Origin of the sequence: Thioclava sp. ES.031, assembly GCF_002563775.1 — a bacterium.
Lineage (GTDB): Bacteria > Pseudomonadota > Alphaproteobacteria > Rhodobacterales > Rhodobacteraceae > Thioclava.
The window spans coordinates 775,063-791,823 of sequence record NZ_PDJO01000001.1 but is presented as its reverse complement, the minus strand read 5'-3'; the positions used below and the strand labels follow the sequence as shown (position 1 = coordinate 791,823).

The 16,761-nt window shown below is 63.7% G+C and carries 14 protein-coding genes and 1 pseudogene; 5 read left to right on the top strand and 10 right to left on the bottom strand.

Translation table 11 applies throughout. The features are described from left to right. Positions 1-220: 220 nt before the first annotated feature. The 10 genes and pseudogenes from AXZ77_RS03865 to AXZ77_RS03825 form a co-directional block, all read right to left on the bottom strand. Entirely contained in the window at positions 221-637 is a 417-nt protein-coding gene (locus tag AXZ77_RS03865) for a BLUF domain-containing protein (protein WP_176535955.1), read from the bottom strand. Between the two features lie 844 nt (positions 638-1,481). After that, on the bottom strand, positions 1,482-2,003 hold the full coding sequence (locus tag AXZ77_RS03860; protein WP_098410116.1) for a hypothetical protein: 522 nt from the start codon (positions 2,001-2,003) through the stop codon (positions 1,482-1,484). Between the two features lie 232 nt (positions 2,004-2,235). Beyond that, positions 2,236-2,370: pseudogene (locus tag AXZ77_RS19275) on the bottom strand (IS5/IS1182 family transposase); the annotation flags it as partial. A 427-nt stretch (positions 2,371-2,797) separates the two neighbouring features. After that, positions 2,798-3,652 (bottom strand): SMP-30/gluconolactonase/LRE family protein, encoded by an 855-nt coding sequence (locus AXZ77_RS03855; protein WP_098410115.1) that lies wholly within the window; start codon positions 3,650-3,652, stop codon positions 2,798-2,800. Continuing rightward, entirely contained in the window at positions 3,649-4,257 is a 609-nt protein-coding gene (locus tag AXZ77_RS03850) for a 2-dehydro-3-deoxy-6-phosphogalactonate aldolase (RefSeq protein WP_098410114.1), read from the bottom strand. The genes AXZ77_RS03855 and AXZ77_RS03850 overlap by 4 nt, the downstream gene beginning before the upstream one ends. Further along, on the bottom strand, positions 4,254-5,144 hold the full coding sequence (locus tag AXZ77_RS03845; protein ID WP_098410113.1) for a 2-dehydro-3-deoxygalactonokinase: 891 nt from the start codon (positions 5,142-5,144) through the stop codon (positions 4,254-4,256). The genes AXZ77_RS03850 and AXZ77_RS03845 overlap by 4 nt, the downstream gene beginning before the upstream one ends. Continuing rightward, positions 5,141-7,213 (bottom strand): alpha-galactosidase, encoded by a 2,073-nt coding sequence (locus AXZ77_RS03840; protein WP_098410112.1) that lies wholly within the window; start codon positions 7,211-7,213, stop codon positions 5,141-5,143. Before AXZ77_RS03840 ends, AXZ77_RS03845 begins: the two co-directional genes overlap by 4 nt. After that, positions 7,210-8,055: a carbohydrate ABC transporter permease gene (locus AXZ77_RS03835; RefSeq protein WP_098410111.1), complete on the bottom strand. Its 846-nt coding sequence runs from the start codon at positions 8,053-8,055 to the stop codon at positions 7,210-7,212. Before AXZ77_RS03835 ends, AXZ77_RS03840 begins: the two co-directional genes overlap by 4 nt. Before the next feature lies 1 nt (position 8,056). Then, entirely contained in the window at positions 8,057-8,974 is a 918-nt protein-coding gene (locus AXZ77_RS03830; RefSeq protein ID WP_255266555.1) for a carbohydrate ABC transporter permease, read from the bottom strand. 90 nt (positions 8,975-9,064) lie between these two features. Continuing rightward, positions 9,065-10,300 carry an ABC transporter substrate-binding protein gene (locus AXZ77_RS03825; RefSeq protein WP_098410110.1) on the bottom strand — a complete coding sequence of 412 codons (1,236 nt, stop codon included), beginning with the start codon at positions 10,298-10,300 and terminating at the stop codon, positions 9,065-9,067. 127 nt (positions 10,301-10,427) lie between these two features. Here AXZ77_RS03825 and AXZ77_RS03820 point away from each other — a divergent pair, with 127 nt between their 5' ends. Genes AXZ77_RS03820 through AXZ77_RS03800 form a run of 5 tightly spaced genes read left to right on the top strand, consistent with a single transcriptional unit; the run spans position 10,428 to position 16,619 of the window. Continuing rightward, positions 10,428-11,231: an IclR family transcriptional regulator gene (locus tag AXZ77_RS03820; RefSeq protein WP_098410109.1), complete on the top strand. Its 804-nt coding sequence runs from the start codon at positions 10,428-10,430 to the stop codon at positions 11,229-11,231. Positions 11,232-11,263: 32 nt separating this feature from the next. Then, positions 11,264-12,325 (top strand): ABC transporter ATP-binding protein, encoded by a 1,062-nt coding sequence (locus tag AXZ77_RS03815; protein WP_098410108.1) that lies wholly within the window; start codon positions 11,264-11,266, stop codon positions 12,323-12,325. Next, on the top strand, positions 12,322-13,242 hold the full coding sequence (locus tag AXZ77_RS03810) for a Gfo/Idh/MocA family protein (protein WP_098410107.1): 921 nt from the start codon (positions 12,322-12,324) through the stop codon (positions 13,240-13,242). Before AXZ77_RS03815 ends, AXZ77_RS03810 begins: the two co-directional genes overlap by 4 nt. 27 nt (positions 13,243-13,269) lie before the next feature. After that, positions 13,270-14,418, top strand: coding sequence for a galactonate dehydratase (gene dgoD / locus AXZ77_RS03805; protein ID WP_098410106.1), 1,149 nt, complete (start codon positions 13,270-13,272; stop codon positions 14,416-14,418). Between the two features lie 2 nt (positions 14,419-14,420). Continuing rightward, positions 14,421-16,619 (top strand): glycoside hydrolase family 2 TIM barrel-domain containing protein, encoded by a 2,199-nt coding sequence (locus tag AXZ77_RS03800; RefSeq protein ID WP_141536219.1) that lies wholly within the window; start codon positions 14,421-14,423, stop codon positions 16,617-16,619. The last annotated feature ends 142 nt before the right edge of the window (positions 16,620-16,761 follow it).

Genomic DNA, 16,761 nt, shown 5'->3' with positions numbered 1-16,761 from the left:
GCCCCGAGGTGCAAAGGTCCTACGTCTGATCGGGATGCAATTTTAGCTAGGATCCTGAGGCGACACAGACTCACGCGGCGCGACTTCCCTACAAGTCCGGACACCAGGAGGCTCACGAACGCTCTGATGATAGGCCGCTTCCGCGAACGTGGCGACGACCGGGAATTCCAGATCTTCGAACGCTCTCGGCCAAAGCAATGCCTCGCTCGCCCTTAGGCGATCACGGCCCCCAGTCAGTATCTACCAGCGCGCGACAGAGTTCCGTGCACGATCTAGCGGACAGCGCGGACGGCTCGAAAGCGCCATTGACCGTATGGCGCTCGACTATCTCCGCCTTGATACGTGACGCTTGGATATGGTGCATGCTCCAGTCAGCGAACATGCGCATGTTCGCATCTGCTGCGCATATCACTTGGACCTCTGTGTGCCGATTGTCCTGCATGATGCGCATGAACGTTCCGGCGACCGCAGATCGCTCGCCCTCGAGCACTTGCATGAACCAGTGATCGTCGACAACCAGCGCGCCAGTTATCTTGTCGCGAAGGTTGTTGATGCGGGATCGATCGAGAAGTCGATCCAGCTCTCCGGCGGCCAATGGCTCATGTTTCGATGCGTAGAGAAGCCTCGTTAGCAGCATTGTGCCCCCTTCGTGTGACGCATTGCGCTGCGTCAGCCTGACTTGCCTCATCTCCGGTGGATAGTGCGAAATACCAATTAGGCCCCCTTGGAATCTTCGCCTTGTCACGGTTTAGCAAGACGGCATGCGAAGACGCAGATCCGTTATCCCAACCGCGACTTGGCCGGCCCTCACCAAGAGATCCAGCACGCCGCGGATCATCCGGTCATGCCACAGGCCATAGTCCCACTCAGGTGACCAAGTGGTTATATCCGCGACGATACACGCCACATCGGCGCAGCGCAGCCCAAGCCGCGCTGGGCGCCGAGCACAAACTCAGACAGGTCGAACAGGGAAATGTCGCGCACATCAAGGGCGAACAGGCCATCGACAACCCTTGAGGTTCCTCCACCAACGTCGATCACCGGGCAGAGAGACGTAAAACTGGCAAGTTCGCCCAGTTCGAGCGATATCTCCGGACTGTCCTGACGCCAGCTGAGCTCGTCTTCACTCTTGCCGCCCTATTTCCGTTCCCAGTGGTCCTTTGGAGCCCCGTTCACTTATCCTCTGCGCCCGCGGTCCGGTAGGGCATAGCGAACAAGGATACGATTGTCTGCAAGCCATCTAAGAAACGCGAGGCTATCCACCAGAAGCCCAAGCTTTCGGCATTTCTAAGACCACTGTCCACGTAGATGCAAACACGGCAGTCGCCTTTGCAACAAGCTTCCATTTCCTGGCTCAAGAAAATAACGGCCACACCGGCTCCGATGCCTTGCCACTCAGCCAAAAGACATTCGCATTACGCCACAAATCGGGGAGCATGCACTATGCCGAGCACGTCCCTGCGAGCTCAGCGAAGGATCTTCTAGGGTCGAAATTTACCTTGGATGAGAAAATCGAATTCTCTCTCCGTGAAAGGCTTGTCGTTCAGCCTCTCCTCAAGAAGAAAACGCTCGACCGTAAAATAACTAAGGCGGAATACTCGGACGCGAGGAAACTGCCGCATGTCGAAGAAAACATATCCATCGAAGACGCCATCGGGGTCAACTTCATAAAAAAGAGGGGTGTGGCACTCGTTTTCAGCTCCCTTTTCCTCAACAAGAGAGGCGGAAAACACCAAACGCGGAATAATCGTGAGTGGAGGTAGGTTTGAGATCACGTTGCGGCGGACCGCGATGGCTTCGGCCCGATTATGGACAATCTTGAAGCCATTGGGATCAGACAGATCCAGCACCACGCCCGCCACAAAGTCATCTAGGACGGTAGAAGACCGACCAAGATCAATCACCGCCTCATTGCTCATCCCGAGAGCTACAGAAATGGGACGGGGGTCAATGCCAACCTCAGGAGCTCTGGGTAGATGTAGATCGCGTTCGAAGTCTTTCATGAGACAACCTTTCCAAAGAAAAATGCCGAACCTTAGGCGCCACGGCTAGAACAAGCATATTGGAGGCAGCGTAAATTTTCAGGCTTTTTGTGCCACCTCTTCTCGGAAAACTGTGGACAACCGAAGCACAGCTGAAGCGCGCCAAATACCGAAAAATCGCCTCCATTCGGCGAAGATTTTCTGGCTCGATGAAAGAAGGAAAGAAAAACCGTCAGGTCGTTAGGCTCAGGCCTCATAACCAGAAGAGGACTGTCGCCGCGAGGGCTATAGCAGAGAGGAATACCTTCGGGCATCTATCGCAGCGGGCCGCCAGGCGCCGCCTACCCTTGAGCCTACCGAACATGATTTTGATCCGGTTTCGGCGTTTCTAGTGTGAACAGGCATGCAATTTTGTCCCTGTAGCGGGGTAATCGGCATCCCCACCCCCCCCCCCCTTAACACTGATGTAGATGATGCCCCGCGGTCATCGGGGAACACAGTGTGGGATGTCGGTTGTGGAGACGATCGCAAAGATCCGGCTGGCGTATTTTCAGGATTGAGGCATTTAGCCGCCATTGGTTCGAGGCCAATGCCGAACAAGTCGAGCAAGCAGATTTGCCGAGAGCTGCGGGTCTCACGGAACACGGTGCGCGAGATGGTGCGCCTCGCCGACCATCCTTGGCAATGCGTGACCGAAGACGCCTGAGCGCCGCAAGCGACGCCCTCCGAAGATGACGAGCGCTACGCCCTCTTTCGAGGAGGCGCAGCCGAGATCTCAGATCGCATTGGACGCAGGCCCCCCCCCGAAATCGCGTTCACCCACGTAACCGCACCGCGGGCTCTGGTCGCCCCGCGACTCCGGCGGGGGCGCAATAGACCCGACCCTGCGCGGCATCCGGTGTCTCGATCCCTTCCTGAGCCGTGGTCACGAAGAGCGTCGTGAACTCCGCTCCGCCAAAGGCCGGGCAGGAGCTGTGCCGCCCACCGACCGCGATCGCCCGGTCGAAGCGCCCGTCGGGCAGGTAGCGCGCCACGCGCCCTGCCCCCCATTGTGCGCTCCAGAGTGCGCCCTCGGCATCGGTCTGCGCGCCGTCAGGGTTCAGCCCCTCGGCGCTCAGATCGACGAAGATCTCCGGCGCGCCCTCGGGCCAGCCCTGCGCATCGAGCGCGACACTCATGATCTTTCCGGTCGGGGTGTCGGCGAAATAGGCGCGCCGCCCATCGGGAGCGAAACAGATCGAATTGGGGATCGTGATCTCGGGAAAGAGCCGCTCCAGCGTGCCCTCGAAATAACGATAGATCGCCCCCGTGCCCGTCTCCGCGTTCTTGCCCATGGTCGAGGCCCAGAAGCCCCCCATCGGATCGGCCCGGCCATCGTTGCAACGGGTATCGCGGCGGTCTGCCTCGATCGCGGCGAGCGGTCCATGCGCGCCCGAGGCGATGTCGAAGCGGCGCAGCCCGGTCTCGGTCGAAATCACCAGTGTCTCGGCATCGACCCAGCCCGCCGCGGACGCCATCTGACCAAGCGCCCATTCGCGCGGCCCGGTCGCGTCGCGGCTGAGCATCCGACCCGCGAGGATGTCGAACCAGAACAGCTGGCCGCGTCCGGGATGCCAGAACGGCCCCTCGCCAAGGAAACAGGCGCGGTCGTCGTAAATCTCGAAACTCATGCCCCGCAGGCCTCGTCATAGCTCGCGACCAGCGCGCGGGCCTTCTCGGCAACGGTCTCCACGCTGTCGCCGGGTTTGTAGATCGACGAGCCGATGCCGTAGCCGGCCGCGCCCGCCTCGTGCCACTCGGCCATATTCGCGGCCGAGACACCGCCCACCGCATAAAGCGGCACCTCGTGCGGCAGCACAGCGCGCATCGCACGCAGCCCTTTGGGCCCGATCAGCTCGCCCGGGAACAGCTTGAGCCCATCCGCCCCTGCGGCGAGCGCCGCGAAGGCCTCGGTCGGGGTCATCACGCCAGGAAAGCTCTGCAGCCCGGCGGCTTTCGAGGCGGCGATCACCTCGGTGTTGCAATTGGGCGAGACGATCAGCTTCGCGCCGGTCGCGGCGACGGCCTCGACCTGATCCGTGGTCAGGACCGTCCCCGCCCCGATCAGCGCGGCGGAGCCGAAGCGCTCCACCATCGCGGCGATACTGTCGAGCGGATCGGGCGAGTTCAGCGGCACCTCGATCCGGGTCACGCCCGCGGCGATCAGCGCCTCGCAGACGGGGAGGGCTTCAGCGGGGGTGATCCCGCGCAGGATGGCGATGATGGGACGGCTCATGTGTCAGCTCCGATGGTCTGGCGCGCGGCATAGAGCCCCGCGAGGGTCACGTCTTCGGCGTCATGGCTGGCAGCTTGGATGCCGCAACCGGCCAGCGCCCGGGTATAAAGCGGGCTGAGAACCGGGCTTCCGATCAGCGCGACGGGCTGGCCCTGCCAGAGATCGCGCGCGGCGGCCAGTTCCCAGCCGATCAGCAGCCCAGAGAGGCGCGCGGCGGCGGTCTCGGGCGATTGCGCGCCCAGAAGCGCCCCGGCGCGCAGCGCGAAAAGCGCGCCATAAGCTGCCGCCGGATCGGCCAAAGCCTCCGCCACAGCAGCATCGAACGCGGCCATGTCCGAACACCCTTCCCCGATCGTGTGGCGCAGCACCGAGCGATGCGCGAGCAGGTCGTAGATCTCGCCGGTCATACAGCTGCGGAACCGCCCGATCCGGCCCGCGCGCAGGGCCACCCATTTCGTATGGGTGCCCGGCAGGCAGATCGTGCCCTCGAAATCGGGCGTGCGCAGCAGAAAGCCCGCAATCTGGGTCTCCTCGCCGCGCATCACGTCGGGCGGGCTGTCCTGACGCAGGCCGCAGGTGATATAGACCGGGCGCGCCGCGTGATCGGGCACCCGCACGAGGCGCGGCTGGGCGGCGCAAGGCACCGGTGCGTAAGGCGCCTCGGCCCAGCCCTGACGCGAGCCGACCATGCCGCAGGTCACGACCGGGGCCGCGCCCCAGCCTGCAACGGCCTCTTCCAGCACCGGGCCGAACTCGGCGGGGGTGAGCTTGCCCATCCCCTGCTCCGAGCTCCGTCGGTCGAGCACCTCGCGCCCGCGCATCGCCCAGACGCGCAGATGCGTCGTGCCCCAATCGGCGGCGATCCAGTCGGGAGCCGCGTCACTCATAGTCTTTCTCCTTCAATCACGTGAATGCGCTCGGGGAAGGTCCAGGGCAGGGTGATCCCCTGCCCCATCAGCGCTTGCCCGCTGAGCGTAATCGGTCCGGTCTTGAGCGCAGGCGTCCCACGCGACAACCGGGGCAGGTCTTCCAAGGTGATCAGCCGCAACCGGTAGCGCGCCGCGGGATCGAGCCCGGTAAGCCGCAAGGGGCGCGGAAGGATCTGCGCGGAACTCGTCGCCTGCCCCGCGAAAGCCACGAAACGGCTGCCATCCTCGGCCAGTTGCAACTCGGCGATCACAGCCGGGTCGGCGCTGTCGAGCCGCAGGAGATCCGCGCGCATCCGCCAGTCGCGGTTGCCCTTCCACCAGCGGGTGACGTTGGTCAGAACCTCGGCCTCTTCCTCGGTCAATTCGCGCGGATCCATCTCGAAGCCCATATGGCGTTGCGCCGCGACCCATGCCCGGGTGCGAATGTCGATCACCCGGCCCGAGGTATGGCACTGGCGCGGGCCGACATGAGAGCCGGTGACGCAGCTCGGCAGGAACAGTGCCGCGTCATGCTGGATGCGCAGGCGTTCGAGCGCGTCGTTGCTATCCGAGAGCCAGACCCGACCGGTGCGCTCGAGAATGCCGAAATCGATCCGCCCGCCTCCCGAGGCGCAGCTTTCGAACTCGACCTCAGGATGGGCCGCGCGCAGCCGGTCGAGCAGATCGTAGAGGCCGCGCGCCTGCGCGGCGTCGGGATACGGCAGCACCCGATTGTGGTCCCATTTGACGTAGGAGATCGCATAGGCCGAGAGCACCGCGTCGATCGCCGCGAAAAGATGGTCACGCACCGCAGGGTTCGCCATGTCGAGCACGCGCTGCTGACGGCCTTCGATCTGATCCTCCGGGCCCAGCAGCCAGTCGGGATGGGCCCGCGCCAGATCGCTGTCGCGATTGACCATCTCCGGCTCGAACCAGAGGCCGAACTCCATCCCAAGGCTTTGGACATGATCGACCAGCGGCGTCAGCCCGTCGGGATATTTGCGCGGATCGACAGTCCAGTCGCCCAGCGACGTGGTGTCGTCGTCGCGCGTGCCGAACCAGCCATCATCGAGCACGAAACGCTCCGCGCCAAGTGCGGCGGCGCGCTCTGCGATGGATTTCAACTCGGCCAGATCGTGGTCGAAATAGACCGCTTCCCAGCAGTTGTAATGCGCCGGCCGCGCCTTCGCCCAAGGGGCGTGTTTGCGCAGATGGCGCTGGAAGGCGACCGCGCAGCTATTCGAGCCGGCCTCCGAGAAGGCGGCATACAGCGTCGCAGTCTCAAACCGCGTCGCCGGTTCGGGCTCGGAACCGCTGGCGTGGCCAAACTGGATTTGGCGGCGCCCGTCGGGCAGTTCCTCGGCGACCATTCGGTGCCCGCCGGACCAGCCGTAATGGAAGGCACGGGTCTCGCCTTGGGTCTTGGTGGCGCCGCGAGACGGCAGGATCAGCCCGGGGAAATGTTCGTGCCCGGTGCGACCGGTATGATTGTCGCGCAGGCGCTGGCCGGGACGCCACGGCGTCGGCTCGATCTGGAATTCACCGATCCAGCGACCCGAGACTTCCAGCATCTCGTCGGCCAGCTGCGGGCCGGGGAAAACCGGGGCGGCGAGCCAATGAAGCGTGATCGGCGTGGCGCTCTCCAACTCCGCCCGCGCTGCAATCAGTCCGGTCTCGGCGTCGAGCGTGAAGCTGGCCCTGTAGCTCACGCCCGACGCCGCATCGCGATAGACCAGCGTAAGCCGATCCTCGCGAAGCTCTTCCGACGCGAAGCGGAAGGCAGGCCGCAGCGGCCGCCCTGCCCCGTCGCGCGCGATCAGGCCCGGCTCTCCGGGGAAGCTCTGGCTGGCCTCGGGGCAGATCGAAATCTCGGGCGCGCGGTCGAGCATCCCGCCGGTGACATCCGGCACACTCGCCGCGGCCAAGCCCGCGAGGTCTTCCCCCTCGGGCAGCGCCGCGCCCCAATAGACGATCTCGGGAAGCCGGTCGTCTTGACCCGCCAGAACGAGGCTCTGGCGGGCGTCTTGCAAATGCCATGTGCGGATCATTTCACCGCCCCGAGCGTCAGCCCTGCGATGAAGTGTTTCTGCATCAGGAAGAACATCGCCACGGGGGGCAGCGCGGCAAGGATCGAGCCTGCCGACACCAGTTGCCACGCCGCGACCCATTGGCCGTTGAGCGATTGCAACCCGGCTGTGATCGGCTGGGTATCCGCCCCCGTGGTCAGAACCGTCGCCCAGAAATAGTCGTTCCAGATGAAGGTGAAGATCAGCACCGACAGCGCCGCGATCGCGGGCCGCACCAAGGGCAGCACGATATGCCAGAAGATCTGCCATTCGCCGACACCTTCAACGCGAGCGGCCTCGATCAGTTCTTTCGGCAGCGCCTTGATAAAGTTGCGCATGAAGAGCGTGCAGAACCCGGTCTGGAAGGCGACATGAAAGAGCGCGAGCCCGGTGATCGTGTCATAGAGCCCCATCTTCACCGTCAGGTCGCGCACCGGCACCATCAGGATCTGGAAGGGCACGAAGTTCCCCGCCACGAAGATGAAGAAGATCAGCAGGTTGCCCTTGAACTTGTAGACGGCGAGCGCAAAGCCCGTCAGGCAGGACAGCGCCACCGCCCCGATCACCGTCGGGATCGTCACCTTGAACGAGTTCAGCATGTAGCTGGCAAAGGGCGAGTTCTTGAACACGTCGAGATAGTTCGAAAACGCCAGATAGGACGGTATGCCGAAATAATTGCCCTGCGCGAGATCGCTCGACGGGCGGATCGAGGTGACGGCGACGCCCAGAAGCGGCAGCAACCAGACCACCAGCATCACCGGAAGGGCGACCTGATAGGTCAGCCGGGCGGCGGGGCTCATGGATTGAATGGGTTTGGGAAACATCTCACAGGCCCCTTTCGTCGCGCCACATCTTCCAGATGAAGCCCGAAATGAAGATCATCATGATCGCGAACAGCACCACCGCGATCGCCGCGCCATAGCCCATGCGATAGCCGTATTCCGAAAGCGCCTGCTCATACATGTAGTAAGACAGCACCCTCGAGGAGCCGAAGGGCCCGCCATCGGTCATGATCGAGACGAGATCGAAGCTGCGCAGCGCACCGATCACGGTGACGACGACAGCGATGAAAGTGGCCGGGCGCAATTGCGGCAGCACCACATACCAGAGCATCTTGATCCCCTTCGCCCCATCCAGACGCGCCGCTTCGATCTGGTCGGGCGCGACCGCGTTCAGACCGGTGAGATAGAGGATCATGCAATAGGCGATCTGCGGCCACAGACCGGCGGCGATGATCCCGTAGGTCACCGTGTTCGGATTGGCGAGGATCGCGATCCCGGTCCCGTCGAGCCATTTCGTCAGCTCGAAGAACAGCCCGAAGCCCGGTGCGTAGAACCACGAGAAGATCAGGCCGACCACGACCTGAGAGATCACGAAGGGGAAGAAGAACAGCGATTTGTAGATCCGGATTCCGCGGACGGTCTGGTTCAGGAACAGCGCGATGAACAGCCCGAACGGGATCGCCAGCATATAGAGCACCAGCCAGATCAGGTTGTTCTTGAGGCTGGTATAGAAAGCGTCGTCATCGAGCAGCTCGAGATAGTTCTCGATCCCGATCCAGTGCTTCGCGCTCAGCCCGTCCCATTGGAAGAAAGAGATCCACATCGACTCGCCGATCGGGATCAGCACGTAGATCAGGAACATCAGCGCGCCGGGGGCGAGAAACAGCCAGGGCGCAAGTTTGCGGTTCAACCGGCGGCGGCGCGGTGCGGGTATGCCGGTCTCCGCGCGCGGCTCGGACATAGCGGGTGAGACGGTCATCGTCGCACTCCTCGGATCTGGAAAAACAGGAAGGGGCGGCGCCCTGTTGCAGGCACCGCCCCGTGGGGAGGATCAGTTCTTGTAGACGCGCTGACGCACCTTCTCGAGGCGCTCGAGGATCGCGTCGAGATGATCGGGATAGGCCATGAACTCCTGGAAGCCTTCCATGCCCGCCTTCGCCATCTGCGCAGGCGCATCACGATCGAAGAACTGCGCAATACCGCCATCGGCCGTGGACAGAACCTTGAAGCCCGCCTGCAGATAAGGGTCGTCGCCCACCGAAGAGTTCTTGTTGATCGGCAGCTGACCGAGCTCTTCGTTCATCTTGGTCTGAACATCGGCCCGCGCGACATAGGCGAGGAACTTCTTGGCGTCCGCCTTGTTCTTCGCGCCTGCTGGGATGTGGATCGTATCGGTCGGCGCTTCTTCGGCGCGCGGGATATCCGGGTTGATCGTCGGGAAGTCCATGAAGCCCAGCGTGTCATTGGTCATCCCGCCATCCTTGAAGGTGGCGACGGCGAAGTTGCCCATGACGTAATTCGCGGCCTTGCCCTGCACGATGTTCGATACCGCATCCTGCCAGTCGATCGCGGCGACGTTCTTCGTGGTGTAGGGCAGAACCTTCTTCCACTCCGCGAAGACGGCCTTCACCCGGTCATCGGTCCACGGAATCTCGCCGCTGGTGAGCTTCATGTGGAAATCGTAGCCGTTGGTGCGCAGGTCGAGATAGTCGAAGATCCCTGCCGCCGGCCAGAGCGCCTTGGTGCCCGTGGTCAGGCAGTCGACGCCGATCTCCTTGAACTTCTTGCAGTTCGAGATGAACTCGTCCCAGGTCTTGGGCACGTCCACCCCGGCCTTCTTGTAGACGTCTTTGTTATAGTAGATGCCCCACTGGTAATAGGTATAGGGCACACCCCATTGCTTGCCGTCGATAGTCATCGACTTGAGCGCGGAGCCGAGGCTGTCCTTGAGCCCGTTCTCCTCCCAGACATCGGACACATCGGTGAACTGCCCGGCATTGACGAAGGGCGCCATGCGGTTGCCCGCATACCAGTTCGCCAGATCGGGGCTGTCGGCGGTCAGGAAATTGCGGATCGCGGTCTTGTAGCCCTCGTGATCGAAGGTGTTCACCTCGACTTTCACATCCGGATTTTCGGCCTCGAAGCCTTTCACGAGCTGTTCGAACGCGGCTTTCGGCGCCGGGTCGGACGCATCGGTGAAGAGCTTGAGCACGCGCTGCTCGGCCATCGCCGGAATGGCGATAGAGCCCATCAGCGCCACAAGCGCGGTGGTTTTCAGGAAATTCATTCGGTTCTCCTCCCGTTTCAGTAGCACATGGCTCAAAGATTTTATTTTCAAATATTGGAACCATGTTTTACATATTGAAATGCTGCCGCGAATCTCTCATCCTGTCAACAGCCCTGAGGAGGAGCCCATGAACGACGCCACGCCAAAGCCAGAGAAATCGGACGGCACGGTTGGACGCACGCTGACCGTGCTCGACCGCGTTGCCGAATTCGGCCGCCCCGTGCGTTTCGCCGAGTTGCTGCCGGTCTGCGATCTGCCCAAGGCGACCCTGTATCGTTTCCTGCAAACCCTGACGAACCAGGGCATGCTCGCCTTCGACGAGGAGCGTCAAACCTATAGGCCGGGCCTGCGCCTCGTGCGCCTCGCCCATGCGGCCTGGGCGCAAAGCTCGCTCGCGCCGATTGCGGCGCCCTACCTCGACCAGCTGTCGAAGGAGACCGGCCAGACGCTGCACCTCGCGCAGCTCGATCAGGGCATGGTGCTCTATGTCGACAAGCGCAACGCCGCGCGCCCGGTCGAGATGTTCTCGCAATCGGGCAAGGTCGGTCCGGCCTATTGCACGGGCGTGGGCAAGGCGATGCTCGCCTATCTGCCGGAGGACGCGCTGCAGAACGCACTGACGCGGCAGAGCTTCCATCGCTTCACCGAACATACTCTGACCGACGCGACGAGCCTGCGCGCGGAGCTGGAGAACATCCGCAAGCGCGGTTTTGCCTGGGATGATGAGGAGCATGAACCCGGCATCCGCTGCATCGCCGCCCCGATCCTGTCGCCGCAGGGCCGCGTGCTGGGCGCGCTCTCGATCACCTCGGGCCAGCCCGACGGCCACAAACAACTCGAAACCTATGCCCCGCTGATCCTCGAGACGGCGGAGAAGATCGCGAAAGCGGCCAGTGACTGGCGCTTTCCGGAACAGAAACGCGCCGACTGAACCCCGGCGCGTAGAAAAAGGGAGGAGACCCCGTGAGCGGAGTCGCATTGGAGAAGATCGTCAAACGGTTTGGCGATGCGGAGGTAATCCACGGCGTCGATCTGGCGGTCGAGCCGGGGGAATTCTGTGTCTTCGTCGGGCCATCCGGCTGTGGCAAGTCGACGCTTTTGCGGATGATCGCGGGGTTGGAGGAGACCTCGGACGGTGCGATCCGCATCGGCGGACGCGAAGTCACGAAGGCCGAACCCGCCGAGCGCGGCATCGCGATGGTGTTTCAAACCTACGCGCTCTACCCGCATATGACAGTGGGCGAGAATATGGGCTTCGGGCTGAAGATGAACGGCCATCCGAAGGCCCAGATCAGTGACAAGGTGCAGGAAGCCGCGCGGATCCTGAAGCTGGAGCCGCTTCTGGACCGTAAGCCTGCCGCACTCTCGGGCGGTCAGCGCCAGCGTGTGGCCATCGGCCGCGCGATCACCCGCGGCCCGGAGGTGTTCCTCTTCGACGAACCGCTCTCCAACCTCGATGCCGAATTGCGCGTCGAGATGCGCGCCGAGATCGCGCGTCTGCACCGCGAGATCGGGGCGACGATGATCTACGTCACCCACGATCAGGTCGAGGCGATGACGATGGCCGACAAGATCGTGGTGCTGCGCGCGGGCAATATCGAACAGGTCGGAAGCCCGATGGAGCTTTACGACGATCCCGACAATCGCTTCGTTGCGGGCTTCATGGGCTCGCCTTCGATGAACTTCCTCGCCGCGACCGTGGTGGAGGGGCAGCTTGACGTGCCAGCTCTGGGTCAGCGCGTCGACAGTCCCGTCGCCTTGCCTGCTGACGGCACGAAGCTGGAAATCGGCATCCGACCCAACGCGCTGCGCCTGAGCGGCTCGGAGGGCAATTTCACCATCGAGATGGCCGAGAACCTTGGCGGCGTCAGCTATGCGCATCTCGACGCGGCCTCCGGCGAGCGCGTCGTGGTCGAAACCGATCAGCGCCTCCACGGCGCGGTCGGCAGCAAGACCGGGATCAACTTCGATCCGGCCTCGGTCTATGTGTTCGACACCAGCACGGGCGCACGGGTGCGCGGATGAGCCTTGCCATCGGCCTCGTGGGGCTGGGAGCGATCGCCCGCGCCCAGCACCTTCCCGCGATCGCGGAGACTGACGGCGTGCATCTCGCCGCCATCGCGAGCCGCAATGCCACCCTGCCCGACTTGCCAAGCTATCCCGACCTGCGCGCGATGCTGGACGCCGAGCCCGAGATCGGTGCCGTCTCGCTCTGCACACCGCCGCAGGGGCGGTTCGATCAGGCGATGGCGGTGCTGCGCGCGGGCCGTCACCTGATGCTCGAAAAGCCGCCCGGCATGACGCTGAGCGAGGTCGAGGCGCTGCGGGAGACCGCGGCCAAGGCGGGACTGACGATCTTCGCCACCTGGCATTCGCGCGAGGCGGCAGCCGTGGAAGCCGCGCGCAAGTGGCTCGCCGGGCGCGAGATTTCCGAGATCCGGATCGACTGGCGCGAGGATGTACGCAAGTGGCATCCCGGGCAGGAGTGGATCTGGCAACCGGGCGGGCTCGGGGTCTTCGATCCCGGCATCAACGCGCTCTCGATCCTGACCCGCATCCTGCCCCGGCCCGTGCGGCTGACAGCAGCCGCGCTCAGCATCCCGCAGGGCCGCCAGACCCCGATCGCCGCCGATCTGGAGATGCGCGCGGGCGACACCGCGATCACCGCCGCCTTCGACTGGCGGGAAACCGGCGACGAGCTGTGGCGCATCACCCTTCAGACCGAACGCGGCACGGCCATGCTCGACAAGGGCGGCGCGGAGTTCAGCACCGATGGCGAGGTGATCGCCACGGGCGAGAACCGCGAATACGCCAATCTCTACGCCCGGATGCGCGATCTGGTGCGCGCCGGCCAAAGCGATCTCGACCTCGCGCCGATGCGCCTTGTCGCAGACGCCTTCATCAATGCACGTTTCGCGATCACCTATCCGTTCGACACCTGATCGCGCCGACCAACTCCGAGGACCGTTATGAAAATCACCGCCATCGAAACCTTCATCGTGCCGCCGCGCTGGTGTTTCGTGAAAATCTCCACCGATGAGGGCATTTCCGGCTGGGGCGAACCGGTGCTGGAAGGTCGCGCAGCCTCTGTCGCCGCCTGCGTCGAGGAACTGTCGGATTACCTGATCGGCAAGGATCCTAGCCATATTCAGGACCACTGGACGGTGATGTATCGCGGCGGGTTCTATCGCGGCGGCGGAATCCACATGTCAGCGATCGCCGGGCTCGATCAGGCACTTTGGGACATCAAGGGCAAGGCGCTAGGCGTGCCGGTCCATTCGCTTCTGGGTGGCCAGCAGCGCGACCGTATCCGGGTCTATAGCTGGATCGGCGGCGACCGTCCGGGCGACACCGCGCGGATGGCACGGGACTGCGGCGACCGGGGCTTCACGGCGGTGAAGATGAACGGCACCGAGGAACTGCAATTCATCGACTCCCACGACAAGATCGACGCCGTGCTGGCGCGCGTGCAGGCGATCCGCGAGGAGATGGGCCCCGATTTCGGCATCGGCGTCGACTTCCACGGTCGCGTCCATCGCCCGATGGCGAAGCAGCTCGCGAAGGAGCTCGAGCCCTACAACCTGATGTTCATCGAAGAGCCCGTGCTGAGCGAAAACGCCGAGGCGCTGCGCGAGATCGCCAACCATTGCTCCACCCCGATCGCACTGGGCGAGCGGCTTTACACGCGATGGGATTTCAAATCGATCCTGCAGGGCGGTTACGTCGACATCGTCCAGCCCGACCCGTCCCATTCCGGCGGCATCACCGAGACCTACCGGATCGCGGCAATGGCCGAAGCGCATGACGTGGCTCTGGCGCTGCATTGCCCGCTGGGGCCGGTCGCGCTGGCGGCGAACCTGCAGCTCGATGCGGTCTGCTACAACGCCTTCATTCAGGAACAGTCGCTGGGCATCCATTACAACAAGGGCTCGGACCTGCTCGATTATCTGAGCAACCCGTCGGTCTTCGAATATGACGACGGCTTCGTCGCGATCCCGCAAGGCCCCGGCCTCGGCGTCGAGGTCAACGAGGAGAAAGTCCGCCAGGCGGCCGCTGAGGGCCACCGCTGGCGCAACCCGATCTGGCGCCATGCCGATGGCAGCTTCGCGGAGTGGTAATCATGAGAGAGATCAGCAAACTGAACGAAGGCTGGACATTCGCAGAAGGCTTCGACGCATCCAAGGTCGCAAAGCCGCTGCAGGGCGAGACGGTCACCCTGCCCCATAACGCCGCCGACCTGCCGATGAGCTATTTCGACGAAGCCGCGTTCCAGCGCCCTTTCACCTATCAGCACGAGATCGCGTGGGACGATGCGTGGACGGGCAAGCTGGTGCGGCTGCGGTTCGATGCGGCGATGGCCGATGCCGTGGTCTATGCGAACGGCTCGGAAGTGCTGCGCCACCGCGACGGCTACACGCCCTTCACCGTCGATCTGACGGAGCGGTTCGCAGACGGCAGGGCGCTGGTGACGGTGCATATCGACGGGTCGGAAAATCCCGAGATCCCGCCCTTCGGTGGCCGGATCGACTATCTCACCTATGCCGGGATCTATCGCGATGTCTGGCTGGAAGTACTCCCCGAGGCCCATATCGCAAGCGTGAAGATCGAGACGCCCGACGTGCTGGCCGAGACCAAGCGCGTTCTGATCAAGCTCGACGCGCCGGGCGCGGTGGAGGCGGTTCTGTCGGACGCCGAAGGGCGGGAGATCGCGCGCAGCCAAGGCACGGGCGAGATCTCCTTCGAGAGCCTGAGCGGTATCACGCTCTGGTCACCCGAGACGCCCGCGCTCTACACGCTGACGCTGACCCTGAGTGAGAGCGGCGACCGCCTCACCCAGCGCTTCGGCTTCCGTCACGCCGAATTCACGCCCGAGGGCTTCTTCCTCAACGGCAATCGCGTGGTCCTGCGCGGCCTCAACCGCCACCAGAGCTTCCCCTATTCGGGCTATGCTCAGGGCAAACGCAGTCAGGAACGCGACGCGGACATCCTGCGCTACGATCTGGGCTGCAACATCGCGCGCACCTCGCATTATCCGCAGAGCCCCTATTTCCTCGACCGCTGCGACGAGATCGGCCTGATGGTCTTCGAGGAAATCCCCGGCTGGCAGCATATCGGCGGCGATGTCTGGCAAGACGAATCCGTCGCCAATGTCGAGCGGATGATCCGGCGCGACTGGAACCATCCCTCGATCATCATCTGGGGCGTGCGGATCAACGAAAGCCCCGATGCGGAAGCGTTCTACAAGCGCACCAATGCCCTCGCGCATGAGCTGGATGCGACGCGCCCGACCGGCGGCGTGCGCTGCATCACCGACAGCCAGCTGCTCGAAGACGTCTACACGATGAACGATTTCATCCTTGGCGATTTCGAACTGCCCTTCTCGAACCGCCCGCGCACGAGCTTGCGCGACCAGCAGGAGGTGACGGGGCTACCCAAGCGCGTGCCCTATCTGGTGACCGAGTATAACGGGCACATGTATCCGACCAAGTCGGGCGACCCCGAGCATCGCCAGCACGAGCATGTGCTGCGCCATCTCGACGTGCTCAACGCCGCCCATGACCCCGATGCCGGGCTCGCGGGCTGCATCGGCTGGTGCATGTTCGACTACAACACCCACAAGGATTTCGGCGCGGGCGACCGGATTTGCCATCATGGCGTGATGTCGATCTTCCGCGAGCCGAAATTCGCAACCTACGCCTATGCGAGCCAGCGCGACCCGGACGAGGCAATCGTGATGGAGCCGGTCACCGTCTGGTCGCGCGGCGAGCGCAATATCGGCGGGGTGATCCCGCTGATCGTGCTGACGAATTGCGACGAGGTGGAGCTATCCTATGCCGATGTGGTCAAGCGCGTCGGTCCCGACCGCACCCGCTTCCCGCATCTGCCGCATGCGCCGGTCGTCATCGATTACGAGCATTTCACCCCCGACGAGGTGACCGCCTGGGGCGAGAGCTGGCATGCGGGTCGCCTGCGCGGCTATCGCAACGGCGAATTGGTGATCGAGCGCGACTTCCCCGCCGATGCGATGTTCGATCGGCTGGAACTGGCGCCCGATGTCACGAAGGCCGAGGCCGATGCGAGCGATGAGATCCGGGTGATGATCCGCGCCCGCGATCAGGCCGGCAACAAGCTGCATTTCCTCAACGAGCCGGTCTTCCTGACCGTCGAGGGCCCGGCTAGGCTGATCGGCCCCGACTGCCCCGTTCTTCAGGGCGGCGCCACGGGCTGCTGGCTGCGGCTGACCGGCGATGCGGGCACGATCCGGGTCACGGCACGGCTACGCGACCGGGTGGAAATCGTGGAGATCGCGGCACTGTGAGAGCAGCGCAGGATGGCGCTGCCTCTGCATTGTGGATAGGGATTCCGCGGGGGTCGGGTCAGATAGTCTCGCGGTGGCGGAACTTACCCGCGCCGACCTGCGCGCTCACCGCGCCGAAACCCACTACACCCGCAAGCGCTTG

Bases quoted from the DNA above. Each gene is read 5' to 3' on its own strand.
- AXZ77_RS03865 (WP_176535955.1), bottom strand. From the start codon at position 637: ATGCTGCTAACGAGGCTTCTCTACGCATCGAAACATGAGCCATTGGCC.
- AXZ77_RS03860 (WP_098410116.1), bottom strand. From the start codon at position 2,003: ATGAAAGACTTCGAACGCGATCTACATCTACCCAGAGCTCCTGAGGTT.
- AXZ77_RS03855 (WP_098410115.1), bottom strand. From the start codon at position 3,652: ATGAGTTTCGAGATTTACGACGACCGCGCCTGTTTCCTTGGCGAGGGG.
- AXZ77_RS03850 (WP_098410114.1), bottom strand. From the start codon at position 4,257: ATGAGCCGTCCCATCATCGCCATCCTGCGCGGGATCACCCCCGCTGAA.
- AXZ77_RS03845 (WP_098410113.1), bottom strand. From the start codon at position 5,144: ATGAGTGACGCGGCTCCCGACTGGATCGCCGCCGATTGGGGCACGACG.
- AXZ77_RS03840 (WP_098410112.1), bottom strand. From the start codon at position 7,213: ATGATCCGCACATGGCATTTGCAAGACGCCCGCCAGAGCCTCGTTCTG.
- AXZ77_RS03835 (WP_098410111.1), bottom strand. From the start codon at position 8,055: ATGTTTCCCAAACCCATTCAATCCATGAGCCCCGCCGCCCGGCTGACC.
- AXZ77_RS03830 (WP_255266555.1), bottom strand. From the start codon at position 8,974: ATGTCCGAGCCGCGCGCGGAGACCGGCATACCCGCACCGCGCCGCCGC.
- AXZ77_RS03825 (WP_098410110.1), bottom strand. From the start codon at position 10,300: ATGAATTTCCTGAAAACCACCGCGCTTGTGGCGCTGATGGGCTCTATC.
- AXZ77_RS03820 (WP_098410109.1), top strand. From the start codon at position 10,428: ATGAACGACGCCACGCCAAAGCCAGAGAAATCGGACGGCACGGTTGGA.
- AXZ77_RS03810 (WP_098410107.1), top strand. From the start codon at position 12,322: ATGAGCCTTGCCATCGGCCTCGTGGGGCTGGGAGCGATCGCCCGCGCC.
- dgoD (WP_098410106.1), top strand. From the start codon at position 13,270: ATGAAAATCACCGCCATCGAAACCTTCATCGTGCCGCCGCGCTGGTGT.
- AXZ77_RS03800 (WP_141536219.1), top strand. From the start codon at position 14,421: ATGAGAGAGATCAGCAAACTGAACGAAGGCTGGACATTCGCAGAAGGC.